The organism is Oscillibacter acetigenes, assembly GCF_025567605.1.
GTDB classification, from domain to species: Bacteria; Bacillota; Clostridia; order Oscillospirales; family Oscillospiraceae; genus Oscillibacter; species Oscillibacter welbionis.
The window spans coordinates 257,756-275,402 of record NZ_JAOQKG010000003.1 but is presented as its reverse complement, the minus strand read 5'-3'; the positions used below and the strand labels follow the sequence as shown (position 1 = coordinate 275,402).

The 17,647-nt window shown below is 61.1% G+C and carries 15 protein-coding genes; 6 read left to right on the top strand and 9 right to left on the bottom strand.

Annotated features, from left to right (window positions below):
* Nucleotides 1-93 precede the first annotated feature (93 nt).
* From OCV80_RS08125 to OCV80_RS08115, 3 genes are read left to right on the top strand one after another with little or no spacing between them, the layout of a single operon-like run.
* Nucleotides 94-1,410, top strand: a complete 1,317-nt coding sequence (locus tag OCV80_RS08125) for a GntP family permease (protein WP_021748825.1) — start codon at nucleotides 94-96, stop codon at nucleotides 1,408-1,410.
* Nucleotides 1,411-1,458: 48 nt separating this feature from the next.
* Nucleotides 1,459-2,235 carry a 3-hydroxybutyrate dehydrogenase gene (locus tag OCV80_RS08120; RefSeq protein ID WP_036627612.1) on the top strand — a complete coding sequence of 259 codons (777 nt, stop codon included), beginning with the start codon at nucleotides 1,459-1,461 and terminating at the stop codon, nucleotides 2,233-2,235.
* A 32-nt stretch (nucleotides 2,236-2,267) separates the two neighbouring features.
* Entirely contained in the window at nucleotides 2,268-3,206 is a 939-nt protein-coding gene (locus OCV80_RS08115) for a 3-hydroxyacyl-CoA dehydrogenase family protein (RefSeq protein ID WP_021748823.1), read from the top strand.
* 299 nt (nucleotides 3,207-3,505) lie between these two features.
* Here OCV80_RS08115 and OCV80_RS08110 read toward each other — a convergent pair whose 3' ends face one another.
* From OCV80_RS08110 to OCV80_RS08085, 6 genes are all read right to left on the bottom strand, one after another.
* The gene (locus OCV80_RS08110; protein ID WP_267288345.1) at nucleotides 3,506-4,219 is read right to left on the bottom strand and encodes a hypothetical protein; all 714 of its coding nucleotides are present in this window, start codon (nucleotides 4,217-4,219) and stop codon (nucleotides 3,506-3,508) included.
* Nucleotides 4,212-6,401, bottom strand: coding sequence for a hypothetical protein (locus tag OCV80_RS08105; RefSeq protein WP_136891724.1), 2,190 nt, complete (start codon nucleotides 6,399-6,401; stop codon nucleotides 4,212-4,214). Before OCV80_RS08105 ends, OCV80_RS08110 begins: the two co-directional genes overlap by 8 nt.
* Complete coding sequence (locus tag OCV80_RS08100; RefSeq protein WP_021748819.1) at nucleotides 6,398-7,258, bottom strand: ABC transporter ATP-binding protein; 861 nt, start codon at nucleotides 7,256-7,258, stop codon at nucleotides 6,398-6,400. The genes OCV80_RS08105 and OCV80_RS08100 overlap by 4 nt, the downstream gene beginning before the upstream one ends.
* Nucleotides 7,259-7,443: 185 nt before the next feature.
* The gene (locus tag OCV80_RS08095; RefSeq protein WP_119310916.1) at nucleotides 7,444-8,073 is read right to left on the bottom strand and encodes an alpha/beta fold hydrolase; all 630 of its coding nucleotides are present in this window, start codon (nucleotides 8,071-8,073) and stop codon (nucleotides 7,444-7,446) included.
* A gap of 107 nt (nucleotides 8,074-8,180) precedes the next feature.
* Nucleotides 8,181-9,662: a sensor histidine kinase gene (locus OCV80_RS08090; RefSeq protein ID WP_136891725.1), complete on the bottom strand. Its 1,482-nt coding sequence runs from the start codon at nucleotides 9,660-9,662 to the stop codon at nucleotides 8,181-8,183.
* The gene (locus OCV80_RS08085; RefSeq protein WP_119310918.1) at nucleotides 9,640-10,305 is read right to left on the bottom strand and encodes a response regulator transcription factor; all 666 of its coding nucleotides are present in this window, start codon (nucleotides 10,303-10,305) and stop codon (nucleotides 9,640-9,642) included. The genes OCV80_RS08090 and OCV80_RS08085 overlap by 23 nt, the downstream gene beginning before the upstream one ends.
* Before the next feature lie 241 nt (nucleotides 10,306-10,546).
* Here OCV80_RS08085 and OCV80_RS08080 point away from each other — a divergent pair, with 241 nt between their 5' ends.
* Entirely contained in the window at nucleotides 10,547-10,696 is a 150-nt protein-coding gene (locus OCV80_RS08080) for a hypothetical protein (protein WP_158629839.1), read from the top strand.
* Between the two features lie 505 nt (nucleotides 10,697-11,201).
* On the opposite strand, the gene OCV80_RS08075 is transcribed toward OCV80_RS08080, so the two are convergent.
* The 3 genes from OCV80_RS08075 to OCV80_RS08065 form a co-directional block, all read right to left on the bottom strand.
* Nucleotides 11,202-12,428 carry an FprA family A-type flavoprotein gene (locus tag OCV80_RS08075; RefSeq protein ID WP_021748812.1) on the bottom strand — a complete coding sequence of 409 codons (1,227 nt, stop codon included), beginning with the start codon at nucleotides 12,426-12,428 and terminating at the stop codon, nucleotides 11,202-11,204.
* A gap of 35 nt (nucleotides 12,429-12,463) precedes the next feature.
* The gene (locus OCV80_RS08070) at nucleotides 12,464-14,374 is read right to left on the bottom strand and encodes an acyl-CoA dehydrogenase family protein (RefSeq protein WP_267288344.1); all 1,911 of its coding nucleotides are present in this window, start codon (nucleotides 14,372-14,374) and stop codon (nucleotides 12,464-12,466) included.
* A gap of 65 nt (nucleotides 14,375-14,439) precedes the next feature.
* Nucleotides 14,440-14,844: an RrF2 family transcriptional regulator gene (locus tag OCV80_RS08065; protein ID WP_021748810.1), complete on the bottom strand. Its 405-nt coding sequence runs from the start codon at nucleotides 14,842-14,844 to the stop codon at nucleotides 14,440-14,442.
* A gap of 741 nt (nucleotides 14,845-15,585) precedes the next feature.
* Between OCV80_RS08065 and OCV80_RS08060 the strand changes: the two genes are divergently transcribed.
* Nucleotides 15,586-16,548 carry a reverse transcriptase family protein gene (locus OCV80_RS08060; RefSeq protein WP_119310919.1) on the top strand — a complete coding sequence of 321 codons (963 nt, stop codon included), beginning with the start codon at nucleotides 15,586-15,588 and terminating at the stop codon, nucleotides 16,546-16,548.
* Nucleotides 16,549-16,686: 138 nt separating this feature from the next.
* Nucleotides 16,687-17,532: a tyrosine-type recombinase/integrase gene (locus tag OCV80_RS08055; RefSeq protein ID WP_021748806.1), complete on the top strand. Its 846-nt coding sequence runs from the start codon at nucleotides 16,687-16,689 to the stop codon at nucleotides 17,530-17,532.
* The last annotated feature ends 115 nt before the right edge of the window (nucleotides 17,533-17,647 follow it).

Below are 17,647 nucleotides of genomic sequence, written 5' to 3'. Positions count from 1 at the left end.
CGGCCGGCGGCTTTTCTGTGTGAACCCCGGATCCGTCCAGAGTTGTAGCCTGGACCAGATCTACATTCTGATAGCGGGAGGAAGAAAGCCTTTATGTTAAGTTTGGTTGGCATTATTGTCGGCCTTGCGCTGCTGATCTTTTTGGCATTCCGTGGAAAATCCCTGCTTTGGGCCGCTCCTGTCTGCGCACTGCTGGTGGCCTTCACCGGCGGGCTGGACATGTTTACCGCCTATACGCAGAACTACATGGAGGGTATGGTCGGCTTCGTCAAGGAGTGGTTCCCGGCGTTTATGCTGGGCGCGATTTTTGGCCAGATCATGCAGGATTCCGGCGGCGCGGTCTCTTTGACGAAAGCCGTTGTAAAGCTGGTCGGGCGGGACAAAGCGATCTTTGCCTCCGTCCTGTGCGGCGGTGTGCTGGCTTATGGCGGGATCTCAGGCTTCGTCATCATTTTCTCCATGTATCCCATTGTGCTGGGGCTGTTCAAGGAGGCTGACATTACCCGGCGCCTGATTCCGGCCACGATTATGACCGGCGCTTTTACCTTTGCCATGAGCGCGATGCCCGGCACGCCGACGATCCAGAACCTGATTCCCACAGAGTATTTCGGAACCACCGCCACGGCGGCGCCTGTGATCGGGATTGTGTGCACCATCATCATGTTCGTGGGTCCTGTCCTGTGGCTGAGCTGGCGGGCCAAGAAGTTCCGTGCCGCGGGCGAGGGGTATGACGAACCGGATGAGATGCCGGAGGAGGTGCCGGACGATAAGCTGCCCCCGGCCTGGTGCTGCTTTATCCCCTTTGTGGTCATTGTGATCCTGCTGAATGTGTTCAAGATGAACATCGTGGTGTGCCTGCTGGCGGGGATCCTGCTCTCCCTGGTGTTCCTGTTCCTGATGGGAAAGGTGCGGGGCAGTGTGTATCTGACCAATGTAGGTGAGACCTGCAACAAGGGCTGCCAGAGCGCAGTGTCCGCCATTATGAACACCGCGGCAGCGGTAGGCTTCGGCTCCGTTGTGAAGATTACCCCGGGTTTTGCGTTCCTGTCCGAGCTGGTTTTGGGAATCGGCGGCAGTCCCCTGATCGCAGAATCCATCGCCATCAATGTCCTGGCTGGTGCCACAGGCTCCGCCTCCGGCGGTCTCCAGATCGCCCTGGACGCTCTGGCGGATAACTTTATTCAGATGTCCCAGACCTCCGGCATTCCTCTGGCGGTGTTCCACCGGGTTGGCTCCATCGCCTGCGGCGGACTGAACACCATGCCCCATGACGGCGCGGTGGTCACCTATCTGTCCTACTGCAAGATCTCCCACAAGCGCGGATACTTCGATATGTTCATAGTGGCTGGCGCAATTCCCATCCTGGCCAATATCGTTGCCATCATTCTGGGTACCATCGGCATCGTCTGACGCTTCGGACGAGATCAAGATACAAGATAAATGATTGAGGAGGAAATCATGATGACTATGAAATCCGCATTGATTACCGGTGCTGCGTCCGGTATCGGCAAGGCCTGCGCCGAGCGCATGGCGCAGGAGGGGTACGGCGTCGTGGTGGCGGATGTGAATCTGCCCGCTGCGGAGGAACTGGCTGCCAAACTGGCAGCAGAGGGCCTCTCCGCCATCGCCGTCCACATGGATGTGGCCGATGAGCAGGAGGTGGAGGCTGGTTTTGACAAGATGATGGAGACCTACGGCTCCTGCGATCTGGTCATGTCCAATGCCGGTGTGCAGATCGTCCACCCCTTTGAGGAGTATCCCTTCGCGGACTGGCGGAAGATGATGGCCATTCACGCCGACGGCGCCTTCCTGGTGTCCCGGGCGGCTTACCGCCGGATGAAGGCCTCCGGCAAGGGCGGCCGGATCGTGTTCACCGGCTCCGTACAGTCCTTCGTGGGCTCCAAGCTGAAAGAGCCCTACAACTTCGCCAAGCACGGCGTGGCCGGACTGGCAAAAGCCATCGCCCGGGAGGGCGCCGAGTACGGCATCTACACCTATACCATCTGCCCCAGCTTCATCAAGACGCCGCTGGTGGAAAAGCAGATCCCCGAGCAGGCGGCTTCCCTGGGCATTACGGAGGAGGAAGTGGTGAAGAACATCATGCTGCGGGATACCGTGGACGGGGTGTTCACCACGGTGGAGGATGTAGCCAACACGCTGGTATTCCTGTCCAAGGATCAGGGCGCTCTGACGGGCCAGTCCCTGCGGCTGACCCACGGCTGGGCCATGATGTAATAGAATCATAGGAATCATAAAAGGAGGCAGCTATGGAACGAATTGCGGTTTATGGAGCGGGCACCATCGGTTCCTGCCAGGCCACGCTCATCATCGGCAACGGCCTGCCCTGCACGGTCATCGGACACTCGGAGCGGGGGCTGGAGCGGTGCCGGAAGTCCATCGAGCAGAACTGGGATGACCTGATCGCCGAGGGCCTGGCTACGGAGGGCAACAAGCAGGCCGCCATGGCCCTGGTCACCATCACCAACGACCCTGCCGCTCTGCAGGAGCACACCTTCGTCTTCGAGGCAGTGGCGGAGGGCACTGAGGAGAAGCGGGCCGTCTATGAGACCATCGAGCAGAACGCTGCGCCCAACGTGGTGATCGCCTCCTGCACGTCCTCCATCGACGCAGAGATCCTGGCGGGGCTGGTTTCCCACCCGGAGCGTCTTCTGATCGCGCATCCGTTCCAGCCGGTGCACATGCTGCCCCTGGTGGAGGTGGTGCGCCACGAAAAGACGGCGGAGGACACAGTGACCCGTACGCTGGCGCTGCTGGAGACGCTGCACCGGCAGGTAGTGGTGCTGAACCGCAGTGTGCCCGGCTTCCTGGTGAACCGTTTTGCCCAGGCGCTGTTCCGGGAGTCCATCTACCTCATTGAGCAGGGAGTCACCACCGCGGCGGACATTGACCGGGCGGTGAAGTACGCCGTGGGAATGCGCTATGCATCCATCGGCCTGCTGGAGTATTTCGACGCCGTGGGATACGAACTGGAGAGCGCCATTGCAAAGAACGTCTATCCGGACCTGTGCGGCACCCGGGAGCTCCAGCAGCTGGTGCTGGACGGCCTGGCCACCGGCAAGACCGGGCAGGCGGCGGGGCAGGGCCTGTACGACTGGTCTCAGAAGGACGCGGACGACTTCCGCCGCCGTAAGCAGAGCCCGTACTTTGCGGGCGTTAAAGAGTGGGCCATGCCCGATGTGAAGTGACCGCTCGCAGCTGATTCAAAAGCAGAAGGACAGGCATCCGGAATCTCCGGATGCCTGTCTTTTTGGAAAGAGGGGAGCACACTGCGGCGTGCCGGGCTCTTTGCACACATGCCGTCCTGCCTGGAACGGTTTTCCACTTTCCGGATACGGAGCCGCCTGATCCCACAGGCCGGATTCGGAGAGGAGGACAATTGTTTCCATCAAAACGAAAATATTACTGTGCTTTAATTGGTGAAAAGTAAAATTACATTACAGGAAATTCACCCTTCTCCGATGCGGCGCGGACGGAGGCGGCCTGTTCAGTGCTGCCGCTGGCCCTCGGGCCGAACCGCCAGCAGGACCACGCCGCTCGCCAGCAGGACGAACTGGACGAAAAGAACGGCCGCCGGCAGCGTAAACGCCGGGTCCAGTGTCCCCAGGGTCAGGGGATACTGGGCGAAGAGGCGCCCGTTCCACAGCCCCAGCGATTCCGGCAGGGGGAGCGCCAGACAGACGGGAGAAACCAGCATCCAGACATAGAGCAGCCAGGGCCGGAGCATTCCCAACAGCCAGCCGCTGCCCAGTGCGAACACCAGCGGAGGGACCAGTGTGACCAGCGTGGGAAATACCAGGCCGCTCCAGCCATACCAGCCGAAATAGATCCCATAGAAGCAGGCGGCTTCTGAGATGCAGGCCAGCGCCAGCAGGGCGGTGCCGGTCAGAGCGGCGGCGCACCGGGCCAGGGCGTACCGGCGGGGCGGAAGGGGAGCCGCGTCTGTGAGCACTGCTGCCCGTCGGGCTTTTTCCGAGGTGAAGAAGGTCAGGAAAAACAGCGCCCCGATCCAGAGCAGCGGGAGCATCCGGCTCAGAAAGTCCCCGAAGCTCCAGGGGGAAAAGGGGGCGGTGTGGGACACCCCGAGGATGGTCACGCGCCGCAGCACCTGCCAGCCGTAGAACAGGAGCACCAGCACAAGCCCGGCGAAAAATTTGTTCCACAGCAGGCGCTTGCACTCATAGAGAAAAATTTTACGCAAGGTTCAGGTCCTCCTCTGTCAGCCCGCAGGCGTTTAAAAAGTCTTGGTAGGTCAGATAGGGATACATGGGATCCAGCTCCCGGTTGAACAGGCCGCGGAGGATCCGGTCCATGGCCTCCTCGCCGCCGACCAGTTGCTCCGCTTTCAAAATCTTCAGGGGCATTTCGCAGTACTGCCGCACATAGCGGAGGCTATTGGAGATCTCCAGCCGCTCCTCTTCGGGCAGCGCCTCCAAATAGTCCGGATTGCGGACATAGAAGTTCAGGTAATAGTTGTCCACCGCCTGCTGCCACTGGTCCACATAGTGCTCCTGTGCGTAGGATGGGCCGTATCGCTCCTTGACAATACGGTAGGTGGTGTAGACCGTCAGGCCCTCTGCCGACCAGGGGCTGCTTTCATCCGACGCATCAAACATGTTTCCAAGGCCCCACCACTGATGGACCAGTTCGTGGATCATGACTTCTCCGGCTCCGCCGCCCTTGCCGGTATCGCTCAGATTGTCGGCGGTGAAGTCTGCCTCGTCCAGCAGACTGGCGCCGTTTGCGGCGTAGCCGCCGCCGGTCACCCGGCTCTGAATGAGCTTCAGGGTATCGCCGCTGCCGAAGGACAACATGCCGTAGTGCGCTGTACAGTAGTCCACCACCGACTTCACGGCCTCCGCCGCCCCGGCGGCCTCCATGACGGCCTGATGCTTGCGGCCGTAGTAGAATTCGATGTCCATGCCGCCGGCCTGGATATCCTGGCGGATGTAGTCCCCGGCATAGAGAATGCCGCCGGCGCTGTTGGAGTCATAGCGCCAGGTTTTTGTGCCGTCTGTCTGTTCTGCGACGACCTCCGCCTTGCTGGCCCCGAAGGGGATGACCGACATGGATGCGGGAAGCGTGATCTCGATGGTGGTGGGATAACCGTTTTCCCCCGGCAGCACGTTCATCAGGCGGGGAGACAATCCGGCATTTTCCAGGCATAGGTATTCAGAGCTGATCTCCGTGCCGCCCTGCATGATGGACACATTCCGGTTTTCCCGGGGAAAGCCACCGTAGTCCATAGTCAGTTCGATCTCCCGGTCCGACGGGAGGGCCACCTCCAGCATGGCCTCGTTGTACTCCTGATAGTCGCTCACAGAGAAGGGCACTTCGGCGCCGTTGACCCGCACGTTGGAGATGGTATAGCCCGGATTGACGCCGAAGGCCGCTGTCCACGCCTGCCCGGAGGTGTTCCGGAACCGGTAGGCCGCCGTGCCGGAGACCGTCCCAGCGGTGGTGTCCGGGAATACCTGGGCGCTGCGGCTGGTGCAGACCACATTCTCCGCATAGGGAACCTGGTAGAAGTCCATAACCGTCTGGTCGGGGTTGCTGTGGTCCACCAGGGGCTGGGCGGCATAGGCAAAGCCGGAACAGGCCAGAAGCGACAGGGCGATGATAGGCCGGTGGGCCCGCCGCACGCTCCGGGCCAGGGAGCCGGGCAGCCCCTTCCCGTACTGCCGGATGCAGAGATACGACACCGTCCAGATCCCCGCCAGGGCCGCCAGCCAGGTGAGCCGCATCCAGGCTACGGACCGAAAGATGCGGAAATTGGAGAAATCGTCCGACAGCGCCCACACGCAGGGGTTCAGCCAGCAGAGCTGCCAGTTGTCCGCCCAGACAGTCAGGCTCAACGCCGCAAAGGCGGCAAAGAGCACCAGGGACAGGTCCGCCCGCCGGGTATATTGATAGGCGGCAGAGGCAGCCAGAATAGACAGCGGGAGCGCCAGTCCCATGAACAGCAGGTACGCCAGGACATAGTCGCCCCCGTCAAAGATGGAGCCGATCAGCCCACAGCTGATGGGAAGCCACACCAGCATGGTGAGGACCAGCGCCAGTCCGGCTGCCGCCAGCAGGGCCGGCAGGCGTACCAGCGCCGCAGCTAGAGGAGAAACAACCGCATTGGTGAGCACCTCCACACGGCTGCGGCCGGCCCGGTCCAGCTCATATACTGTGAGCAGGCCGAAGAGAATACCGCCCGCCGCCCCTCCGGCCAGGGCCGGATTGGCCAGGTACATGGAGAGCATGGTGCTGGCAATGGCCGGCTTGTAGAGGACGAGTCCTACTGCGGGGGAGATGACGGTCAGAAGAACGATGAGCCAGGTCATGCGGCTGTGCAGAAGCCGTCCCAGCTCCAGGGGGAACAGACGCAGGAGCTTCATTGTACCGCCTCCCGTGAGATGAGATAGAGGTAGGCGTCCTCCAGAGACGGTTCCGACCGCTGGACATAGGCGGGCAGCGCGTCCGCCACTGCGCGGCATCGGACGCCCTGGCTGGTGTTGACCCGGGCGGTGATGTGCAGGCCCTGCTCCTGACCGGCTTCCCGTTCCCAGAACACGCCCACATGGCCCTCTGCCGCCTGAATCAACTGCTCCGGCGTGCCGGTGAACAGGATTTGCCCGTGGTCGATGACCACCAGCCGGTCACACACCGACTGCACGTCCTCGATAATGTGGGTGGACAGCAGTACCAGCCGGTCCTGGGCCGTGCGGGAGAACAGGTTGCGGAAGTGGATGCGCTCCTCCGGGTCCAGCCCCACCGTCGGCTCATCGAGGATCAGGAGGGGAGGGGCGCCCAGCAGGGCCTGGGCGATGCCCACCCGCTGGCGCTGTCCGCCGGACAGGCTGCGGATGCGGGCGCGGGCCTGCCCCTCCAGATTGACCGTCCGGATCACCTCGCGGACGGCTGTTCCGGAGTCCCGCAGCCCCTTCAGGGCGGCCATATAGTCCAGGAACTGGGCCACGGTGAGCTCGTTGAACAACCCGAAATCCTGGGGAAGATAGCCCAGCTGGGCCTTCAGCTGCCGCTCCGTCTTGAGAAGGGGCTGTCCGTCCACCAGAATGGAGCCGGATGTGGGGAGCAGGGCGGCCACCAGCAGCTTCATCAGAGTGGACTTGCCCGCGCCGTTTGGCCCCAGCAGGCCGATGAGGCTGGGAGACCGGAGCTCCAGACTCAGGTTCTGCAGGGCCTGTTTTCCGCTGGGGTAGGTCATGCTGACGTTTTGAATGTTGATTTCCATGTGATCGGGATCCTTTCTGCTTGGGATACGGAAAGGATACCATGGCTGTGTGGAGGGGAGTTGGAGATTATGTGTGGTTTGTGTGGAGAAGCGGACACCGGGAAATATCCTGCCAAAAAGGTTCGCCGCAGAACATTTCTGTTTTGCGGCGGACTCGTTTTCTTCCATATACATTGGCGGAGCAGTCAGGGATGCAGGGAATAGAATTTGTTCAGGCGCTCGGCCAGCGCCTTTGGGTTTTCTTCATTCACAACATGGCCGGTATGTTCGATAAGCTGTAATTCCGCGCCAGGGATGTTCTGCGACAGGTATTGGGCGGAGCGGATATTCGAACGGTCCTTTTCCCCGCAGATGATGAGGACGGGACACCGCATACCGCGCACTCTGCCGCTGAAATCCAGCTTCTTCATGGAATTGCCCAAGACAAACGTGCTCTCTTTATCAAAGGCCATGGTGTCAAAAACGGATCTGGGCAGAAAGCGGAAAATCAGGTTTTGGATACCGAACGCCGCCTTGGGAATTTTATGAGGCGTCCCGATCAGGACCAGCGTTTTTACCTTTTCGGGGAAGTCCAGCGCATAGTTCAGCGCCAGGATACCGCCCAGTGAAAGACCGCACAGATGGACCGCTCTGCCGACGTGATCACAGTATTCTGCAAACGCCCCATAGAGGCTCGGATAGCTTGCTGTTTTCCCGGCAAGCAGGGCACACAGGTCCGGACACAGCAGCTCCTCTTTGCCATCCATGCAGGAGACCGTTTCCTTCCAGCTTGCCGCCTTGTGTCCAGAACCATGAACCAGGATTTTTTTCGCCATACGCAACCTCCTTGGCCTGATCTATGCAGCTTCTCCGCTTGTACGATGTCTCAGCGTATACTTGAAACGGTCACATCTGCGGAAGAAAGTCCGGAATGGGCAGAAAACTAAAACCTTACAGTCGCTTTTACCCCTTCCTCCGTATTCTCAATGGTACACACCGCGCCGTGCCGGTCCAGGATCATTTTCACCAGATAGAGCCCCAGTCCGCTGCCGCCGGTGCTCCGGTTCCGGGAACCCTCCTCCCGGTAAAAGGCTTCAAACAGGTGGGGCAGGGCATCTCCGCTGACCCGCGCTCCGGTGTTCTCCACACTCAGGGCGGGGCGGCCCTCCAACCGGCCGCACCAAACCCGGATTTCCGCCCCCTCCGGCGAGTAGCGGGAGGCGTTGGAGAGCAGGTTGCCCACGGCCTTCCCCAGCAGGGAGGCGTCTGCGGGCACGGTAATCCCCGGGGTCAGTGCGGACACCAGCTGCTGGCCCCGCTGCTCCAGCAGCTCCCGGTCCAGAGCCAGTTGCTGCGCCATCAGGGCGGACAGGTCCACGGGCTCCTGCCGGACGGCGGCAGATCCGGACTCCATGCGGGAGATGGACAGCATCTCGCCGATCAGGCGCTCCATCCGGCCGGTTGTCTGGAGAGAGCGGAGCAGGTACTTGTCCCGGTCCTGATATACGCCGACGCCCTCCAGCATCCCGGCCAGCTGTCCCTTCAAAATGGTGACGGGCGTCTTCAGCTCGTGGGAGGCGGCGGAGAAAAAGGCCATCCGCTGTCGGTCCAGCTCCCGCTCCCGGGCCACCTCCCCCCGCAGGGCCTGGTTGGCGGTCTCCAGGTCGGTGAGGGCGGCAGACAGCCGCCGGGCCATTTTGTCCAGACTGCGGCCCAACTGGCCGATCTCGTCCCGGCGCCGCTCCCCGCACACCCACTGGAGGTCCAGCTCCGCCATCCTGCCAGCGATGCCGTTCAGCCGCACGATGGGCCGGGTGATATACCGGGAGTACCCGAACGCACACAGCAGGGAGAAGGCCAGCAGCGCCAGAGCCAGCCAGGGGGCCACCCGCCCCAGGGCCTCCACCGCCTGGTTGGCCAAGCGGAGCTGAGGGGAGACCAGCAGCTGGTAGGTCCCCTCCTGGTCGGCAAAGGTGATCTGGGTGGTGAGGATCCCCGTCTGAGTGGCGGTCACCACACCGTCGGCCCGGTCAATCTGCACCTGATAGGTGTCGGCCTCATAGGTCTGGACCGAGTTGTCCGCCCCGGACATGGTGACGGCCACCTGCCAGTCCTCCTCCGGCAGGACCAACAGGGAGCCGGTGTCCGCCTCCGCCCCGCCGGGGGCCGTCAGGGCTACCTCCGCCCCGCTCTCCCGGACAAAGGCGTCCAGGATGGGCCCCGCGTCGGCCAGATTGGTCTGCGCCAGCTGCTGGGTGAGGTCGGCTACCTGGGCCTGGAGCCGGTCGCTGATCACAGCGGTGTAGGTGATGGGGGTGGCCCAGGCAATCAGGGCGAAGGTGAGTCCCCCTGCCCCCAGCAGCAGCAGGAAGGTAAGCAGAAAAATACGCACCGTCAGGCTTTCAGCGAGTTTCCTTCGCAGCACGGTAGCCCACCCCTCTCACGGTTTCAATATAGTCCCGCCCCAGCTTGTGGCGGAGGTTTTTGATGTGGCTGTCCACCACCCGTTCATCCCCGAAGAAGTCGTAGCCCCACAGCCTGGAGAGCAGCATCTCCCGGGTGAAGACCCGCCCCGGCGCGGCCAGAAAGGTGCGCAGCAGCTCGAATTCCCGGGCCGTCAGATCCAGGGGACGGCCGTCCAGTGCAGCCTCCCTGGTGTCCAGGTCCACCACCAGATCCCGGTAATGCAGGCGGCTTTCCGCCGCTTCGCCGCTCCGGCGAAGGATCACCCGGATTTTCTCCAGCAGGACCGGCATGGAGAAGGGCTTGGTCACGTAGTCGTCGATATTCAGGCCGAAGCCCCGGAGCTGCTGCGTCTCTCCGTCCAGAGCCGTGAGCATCAGAATGGGCACCTGGGACTGGCGTCGGATCTGCGCGCAGACCCCGAAACCGTCGATTTTCGGCAGCATGATGTCCAGCAGGACCAGGTCAAAAGACTGGGCGCGGAACAGGTCCAGGGCCGCCGCGCCGTCTCCGGCCACAGCGGCCGCATAGCCCGCGTCCTGCAGATAGGCGCACAGCAGCTCCTGCAGCTCCGGCTCATCCTCCACGATCAGAATTCGTTTCATCAACAATCACCGGGAAAAAGTATAGCACAGGATTGTGAATTTATCATGGAGAATTTCATTTCCCCCTGTGTGGGGAACAGACCTCCGTTTCCAGCAGCGGCCGCCTGCTGCGTGACCGGTCCCATTGACCAGTGGGCACCGGAGCTGTGACAGGACGATTCCCAGATCCGGTTCGTGGGCTTTGACTTCTTCTGCATCCAGGTGTTCAACCCGCGTGAAAACTCCAAGGACATGATGACCATTGACAACCGACAGAAATGTGAACTCCCGGCTGAAGGCCCTCCCCGTGGACTGGAACTACACCATCCCCTTCGGCCCGCTCCACGCCCACGGGTCCGCAGTTACTGTCAAACGGTTCCTGAGCGCGGCGAGGGCGGTATTTTCCCTTTGATCCCGCTTCACGGGCTGTAACGGAAAGGTATATGCCCATAGCTTTTGAGGCTTCTCCGGAAATCTCAATTTTTTATAATAGCCCCAGAACGGCCGCTATGCGGGAAGAGAACGATACATAATTTGATTTTTGAAAATGGGACGCGGTTCATTTCCGGGGCCAGGTGTCTGAAGAAATATCTGGCCAGCTTTTTGAGAAAAACGGATCGAATATGCTGCTGGTCGCAGACAGCAGCGGTGGGGAGCGGGACGCGGAGCACGGGACGAAGTGCCCGCCAGGTCCACCTGCCCTGCCCCAGCAGCGAGGCGGCAGGCGGCCCGCCTGTGCCGAAAGCCCGCCTCGGGGGAGTCCACCGGCTGACCCGAAAGAAAAAAAGAGCGGCATATCCCTATGGATATGCCGCTCTCCTCTGCGCGAAGGCGCACCGGGGGAGACCGTTTCCGCCCGGTGCGCGTTTCTTATGGGATTTCCTCCGGTGCACGGAGCTATCCGGCTGCTCGGGGCGTCAGTTCTCCAGGTCCTCCTGCAGGGATTCCACCAGGGCGTCCGCCAGCTGATCCAGCTCTGCGGCCTTGTCCGCCTGAAGGGAGGAGGCCAGGGACAGCCGCTCGTTGAGCACCGTCATGTTCTTGAGTTCCTCGTCGATGAAGGCCTGCATCAGGTCTCCGGACTTGCAGGCCCAGGAGCCGTTCTCGATGATGGCGAAGGTGCGGTTCTGGAGGTTCAGGGCCTTCATGTCCTCCAGATAGCTCTTCATCACCGGGTAGATGCCCAGATTGTAGGTAACGGAGGCCAGGACGATGTGGCTGTACTTGAAGCTTTCGGCAATCAGGTAGGACACATGGGTGTTGGACACGTCGTACAGGGCCACGTCGGTGATGCCCCGTTCGCAAAGCTTGGCGGCCAGCGCCTGGGCGGCTGCCTCGGTGTTGCCGTACATGGAGGCGTAGACAATCAGCACGCCCTTGACTTCCGGCTCATAGCGGCTCCATTTGTCGTACTTGTCGATGAAGTAGCCCAGATCCTTCCGCCACACGGGACCATGAAGGGGGCAGATATACCGGATCTGGTCCAGGATGCCGCCGGCCTTGCCCAGCAGCAGCTGGATGTGGGGGCCATACTTGCCCACGATGTTGGTGAGGTACCGGCGGGCCTCGTCGATCCAGTCCCGGTCGAAGTTCACCTCGTCGGCAAACAGCTTGCCGTCCAGGGCGATGAAGGACCCAAAGGCGTCGGCGGAGAAGAGGACGCCGTTGGTGGTATCAAAGGTCACCATGGCCTCGGGCCAGTGGACCATGGGAGCTCCCACAAAGGTGACGGTGTGGTCGCCGAAGGAATAGGTGTCGCCCTCCTTGACCTGGATGCACTCGTGACCGTCCACATGGAAGCCGAACTGGCGCATCAGCATGAAGGCCTTCTCCGTGGAGATGATCCGGACCTTGGGATAGCGCAGCAGGATCTCCTCGATGGAGGCGCCGTGGTCCGGCTCCATGTGGTTGATGACCAGATAGTCCAGAGGCGTTCCGTTCAGCAGGTATTCGAGGTTCTCCAGCAGCTGGCGGCAGGCGGACCAGTCCACCGTGTCAAACAGGACGCTCTTTTCGTCCAGCAGCAGATAGGCGTTGTAGCTGACCCCCTTGGGGATGGGGTGGATGTTCTCAAACAGAGCCAGACGGTGGTCATTGGCGCCGACCCAATAGAGATTTTCGGTAACAGTTCTCACACAATGCATGCAGAAATCCTCCTTTACTCACAGATGACAGGCCGTTACGCCTCAATGAACTGGTCCTTGGGCTCCGCGCACTCCGGGCAGACCCAGTCCTCCGGCAGCTTTTCAAACAACGTGCCGGGGGCGATGTCACCGTCCGGGTCGCCCAGCTCGGGGATGTACTCATAGCCGCAGCCGCCGCAGACGTATCGCTTGCCGATGGGCTCCGGCTTGGGGAGACGGGGCCGCTTCATCTTCACCATGGGCGGCGCGGGCTGCTTTTCGCCGGTGTCCAGAGCAGCGGTCAGCAGGGGCAGAATCTCGTTCACATCCCCAACGATGCCATAGTCGCAGTTTTTGAAGATGGGGGCGCCGGCGTTGGTGTTGATGGCCACGATGGTAGAGGCGTCCTTGATACCCTTCAGGTGCTGCACCGCGCCGGAGATGCCGCAGGCGATGTACAGGTTGCCGGTGAACTTCTGACCGGACATGCCCACATAGCGGTTCAGGGGCACGTATTTCAGCGTCTCCGCCACCGGACGGGAGGAGCCGATGGCCGCGCCGGCGGCCTTGGCCAGATCCTCAATGAGCTTCATGTTCTTCTTGCCGCCGATGCCCTTGCCGGCAGAGACCACCCGCTCCGCCTGGGCGATGGGGGTGTCCAGGGGGATGCCCACAGTGAAGTCGTGGCCGTCCTTCTTCAAATGCTCCACCAGGGCGGCCACCTGCTCGGCGGGGGAGCCGTCCCGCAGGATGACCTTCTTCCGCACACCGGTGACGGGCGCGGGCTTCTTGGGCTGGCTGGAGGAACCGCCGGAACTCTTGGGGGCCTTGCCCAGGATATGGGAGGCGATGACCACCCGCTGGATCTCGTTGGTGCCCTCGTAGATGGTGGTGATCTTGGCGTCCCGGTAGGCCCGCTCCACCTCCATACCTTTCATGAACCCGGCGCCGCCGTGGATCTGCAGGGCGTCGTTGGTGACCTCCAGGGCGATGTCGGAGGCGTACATCTTGGCCATGGCGGATTCCATGCCGTAGGGGGCGTGCTCCTCCTTCAGCTCGGCGGCGGAGTACACCAGGAACCGGGCGCAGCGGAGCTTGGTGGCCATGTCGGCGATCTTAAAGGAGATGGCCTGCTGGAAGCCGATGGGCTTGCCGAACTGGATGCGCTCCTTGGAGTAGGCCACGGCGGCGTCATAGGCCCCCTGGGCGATGCCCAGCGCCTGGGCCGCGATACCGATGCGGCCGCCGTCCAGGGTGGACATGGCGATCTTGAAGCCGTCGCCCTCCTTGCCCAGCAGGTTCTCCCTGGGCACTTCCACATTGTCAAAGATCAGCTCGGCAGTGGAGGAGGAGCGGATGCCCATTTTGTCGTAGTGGTCGCCGAAGTAGAAGCCCTTCCAGCCCTTCTCCACGATGAAGGCGCTGATGCCCCGGGTGCCGATATCCGGTGTGGTGACGGCAAAGACCACATAGGTGTCCGCCTTGGGGGCGTTGGTAATGAAGATTTTGCCGCCGTTGAGGACATAGTGGTCGCCCTTCAGGACGGCGGTGGTCTCGGTGCCGCCGGCGTCGGATCCGGCGTTGGGCTCCGTCAGGCCGAAGGCGCCGATCTTCTCGCCCTTGGCCAGGGGCACCAGGTACTTGCGCTTCTGCTCCTCGGTGCCGTAGGCGAAGATGGGCCAGGAGCCTAAGGAGACATGGGCGGACAGGATGACGCCCGCGCCGCCGTCCACCCGGGCCAGCTCCTCCACGGCGATGGCGTAGCTCAGGGCATCCAGCCCGGCGCCGCCGTACTCCGCGGGGAAGGGGATGCCCATGAGGCCCATCTCGCCCAGCTTCCGGATGGCCTCGTCCGGGAACTCGTTCTGCTGGTCCAGCATGAACGCGATGGGTTTGATCTCCTCCTCCGCAAACGCACGGACTTTGGCGCGGAGTTCCTCGTGTGCCTGTGTGGTCTGAAACAGCATAGTCGTACCTCCTCTTTAATCTTGATAAAATTTATCAACTTTCAGGCAAAAGAAAAACTGTCAAATCAGGGGTCCGTCAAAATCTCCTGCAGGCTGTGGGCCCGCAGCTCCTCGTCCAGCTTGTTCTGAATCTCAGCCAGCTTGCAGTGCACGGTGCAGCCGCCGTGGCAGCTGCGCCAGGGGCATTGATACGCCGGGTCCATGCAGGAGCTCAGATTCCCGCGTTCTCCCATGGCCTTCATCAGGTCATAGAGGCTGGTGCCGGTCAAATCCGCCGACAGCCGACAGCCGCCCGCCGTTCCGCGGACCACCTCCACCAGTCCGGCCTTCTCCAGCTTTTTCAGGATTTTATAGGCAAAGGCCTGGGGGAGGAGTTCATCCTGTGCGATCTGTCCCGCGGTATGCAGTTTTCCATCCAACAGTGCCCGCAGGATGCGCAGGGCGTAATCTGTCTCCCGGGTAATGACCAATGCCGCGTTCTCCTTTTATGTGTCGTATTGTTAATTGGAGAATACCAATTTGGATATTTTTTGTCAAGTATCGGATGCAACCCTATAAAAAGTTTGGCAGTGTTCCATAAAAAACCAGTCGTGATTTTGATAAAATGCCGGGGCGGACGCCCGGGGACTCACGGTGGGCCCACCCGCCGGGGGACAGCCGGATATCGGTGTCGTTGCCGGGGAACACACTGTTCTGAAAGTCCGGCGCGGGGTCTGAGGGAACCGATTTCAGCAGGACGGCGATGCCGTTGTATTCAAACGTATTTTCGTTGTATAGGGAGTGGCCGGGAGTGCCATCGGTGCAGTTGAAACGGAACCGATTGCCCGTAAAGGTGCAGCCGGATTGTGCTCCAGGCGGAGATCGAAAAGGCGGTGTCCCAGCCGGTGAAGGTGCAGCTGCTGACCGGCTCTACGACGGCGAGGTCTTCCGCTGTGAGCTGTGGCTGCCGTCCGCCTCTTGACAGCGGCGGGCGATCTGCTATAATTCTGATAAAGTTCGCACCATGCCTGCTGACAGGGGTGATAGCTGCAGCCCCTTTCGGGCGCCGGCCGCGAGTCGCGGCCGGTTGGCTGGATTCTGGCGTATGCGCTTCGCGCAGGCGAGCCCGCTTGCGGTATTGGAGCACACCTGCGATGTGCTGGAAGATACCGCCGCGCGGTTCCCCATACAAATTTGTATCGCTCCGTAGGCATGAGAAGGGAGGAGAGCACTTGATTGTCTATCGGGAGCTCTCCTCCCTTGTGCGGGATCTGGGGATCCCCGCCGGGACGCTGTATGCCGTCAGCAATACACTGGACCGCCATTACATCCGCAGGCAGCTCCCCAAGTCCTCCGGCGGTGTGCGGGAGCTGTCGGTCCCGGACCCGCTGCTGAAGCACATCCAGCGCCAGATCCTGCGGGTGCTGCTGGTCCACATGCCTGTGTCCCCCTACGCCATGGCCTATCGATACGGCGGCAGCACTCTGTGCAATGCTGCGCCCCATGTGGGAAAGCCCTGTGTTTTGAAGCTGGACATCCGTCATTTTTTTGACAGTATCCTGTATTCCGCTGTGAAGGAAACTGCCTTTCCAGCTGAGGTTTATGCAGAGAACTTACGTATTCTGCTGGCTATGCTGTGCTACGGGTGGGATCGGCTGCCCCAGGGGGCGCCCACATCCCCCTGCATCACCAATATCCTTATGCGGGACTTTGACAACGAGGTGGGGGCCTGGTGCCGGGAGAGGCAGATCGCTTACACCAGGTACTGCGACGACATGACGTTCTCCGGCGATTTCGCCCGGGATGAGGTGCTCCGGTGCGTGGAGCCCCGGCTGCGGGCGCTGGGGTTCTATCTCAATCCCGGAAAGACAAAATGGCTCCCGGCAGACCGCCGGCAGCTTGTGACAGGTATTGTGGTCAACAAAAAGTGCAATGTCCCGTCCGAAGAGCGCCGTGCACTGCGCCAGGAGCTGCATTTCTGCCAAAAATTTGGCATCTCCGGCCACATGGCGCGAGCCGGGATCGACGGACCGGAGGACCGCTACCTGGCTCAGCTCCTGGGCCGGGTCAACTACCAGCTGCAGATCACGCCGGGAAGGCGGGAGCTGCAGGAAGCCCGGGACTGGCTGATCAAAGCACAGCCGCAATACGGCGGAGGGCGGGAGACATCTCCGGCAGAAAAACAGATATTGTGACATGGAAAAAGCGGGAACATCATGTAGATGTTCCCGCTTTTTCGGCTTTTTCCGAAGAGCTCGGGAGAATATCCCCGGCACATAAACCGCCGTCTGCAAGGTAAAATAAGGAGGATCTTTTGTTGAGGAGGTCTGCAAATGTCTGAACTTACGATTTCCAGTGAACGACTCACAGCCTTTGCTGCGCACCTGCGTGCCGAGGAGCGCAGCCCCGGCACCATCGAGAATTACCTGCGCCACATCCGGGCATTCGCCGTCTGGCTGGACGGCTCTCCGGTGACAAAGGAGACGGCGGCAGCCTGGAAAGAGCATCTGCTTACGCAGGACTATGCGCCGGCAACGGTCAATGCCATGCTGGCGGCGCTCAACGGCCTGTTTCACTTTCTGGGCTGGGACGGGTGCCGGGTAAAATTTCTGAGAGTCCAGCGCCGGCTGTTCCGGGACGCGGGCCGGGAGCTGACACGTCCGGAGTACGAACGTCTGATGGAGACGGCCCGTTCCAGAGGACAGGAGCGGCTGGCGCTGCTTATGGAGACGATCTGCGCTACCGGCATCCGTGTCTCCGAAGTGCAGTATATCACCATGGAGGCAGCAAAACGGGGCCGGACGGATATCTTTTTAAAAGGGAAAATCCGAACCATCCTCCTGCCGGAAAAACTTTGCCGGAAGCTGCTGAAATACGCGCAAAAACACAAAACCGCTTCTGGTGAGATCTTTCTCACCAGAAGCGGAAGAAGCTTGAGCCGCCGTCAGATCTGGGCGGAGATGAAACAGCTGTGCAGATACGCAGGAGTGGAGCCGGGAAAAGTATTCCCGCACAATTTTCGGCATCTCTTTGCCACGATCTTCTACCGGGCCTGTAAGGATATTGTTCGATTGGCCGATGTGCTGGGCCACAGCTCCATCGAAACCACACGCATTTATCTGACGACCTCCGGTGCGGAGCACGCACAGCAACTAAACAGGCTGGGATTGATTTTATAGGACATAATTTATATTTTGACCATATAAAACATCTGGCTCTGCACAGTTTGCACTGTGAGAAAGAAAAAGTGCCACGCCAGCAGCGCCTTCCAGGCACTGATGGGTATGAAAAGAA

Coding starts and splice junctions, on each gene's coding strand:
- OCV80_RS08125 (WP_021748825.1), top strand. CDS start 94: ATGTTAAGTTTGGTTGGCATTATTGTCGGCCTTGCGCTGCTGATCTTT.
- OCV80_RS08120 (WP_036627612.1), top strand. CDS start 1,459: ATGATGACTATGAAATCCGCATTGATTACCGGTGCTGCGTCCGGTATC.
- OCV80_RS08115 (WP_021748823.1), top strand. CDS start 2,268: ATGGAACGAATTGCGGTTTATGGAGCGGGCACCATCGGTTCCTGCCAG.
- OCV80_RS08105 (WP_136891724.1), bottom strand. CDS start 6,401: ATGAAGCTCCTGCGTCTGTTCCCCCTGGAGCTGGGACGGCTTCTGCAC.
- OCV80_RS08100 (WP_021748819.1), bottom strand. CDS start 7,258: ATGGAAATCAACATTCAAAACGTCAGCATGACCTACCCCAGCGGAAAA.
- OCV80_RS08095 (WP_119310916.1), bottom strand. CDS start 8,073: ATGGCGAAAAAAATCCTGGTTCATGGTTCTGGACACAAGGCGGCAAGC.
- OCV80_RS08085 (WP_119310918.1), bottom strand. CDS start 10,305: ATGAAACGAATTCTGATCGTGGAGGATGAGCCGGAGCTGCAGGAGCTG.
- OCV80_RS08075 (WP_021748812.1), bottom strand. CDS start 12,428: ATGCATTGTGTGAGAACTGTTACCGAAAATCTCTATTGGGTCGGCGCC.
- OCV80_RS08070 (WP_267288344.1), bottom strand. CDS start 14,374: ATGCTGTTTCAGACCACACAGGCACACGAGGAACTCCGCGCCAAAGTC.
- OCV80_RS08055 (WP_021748806.1), top strand. CDS start 16,687: ATGTCTGAACTTACGATTTCCAGTGAACGACTCACAGCCTTTGCTGCG.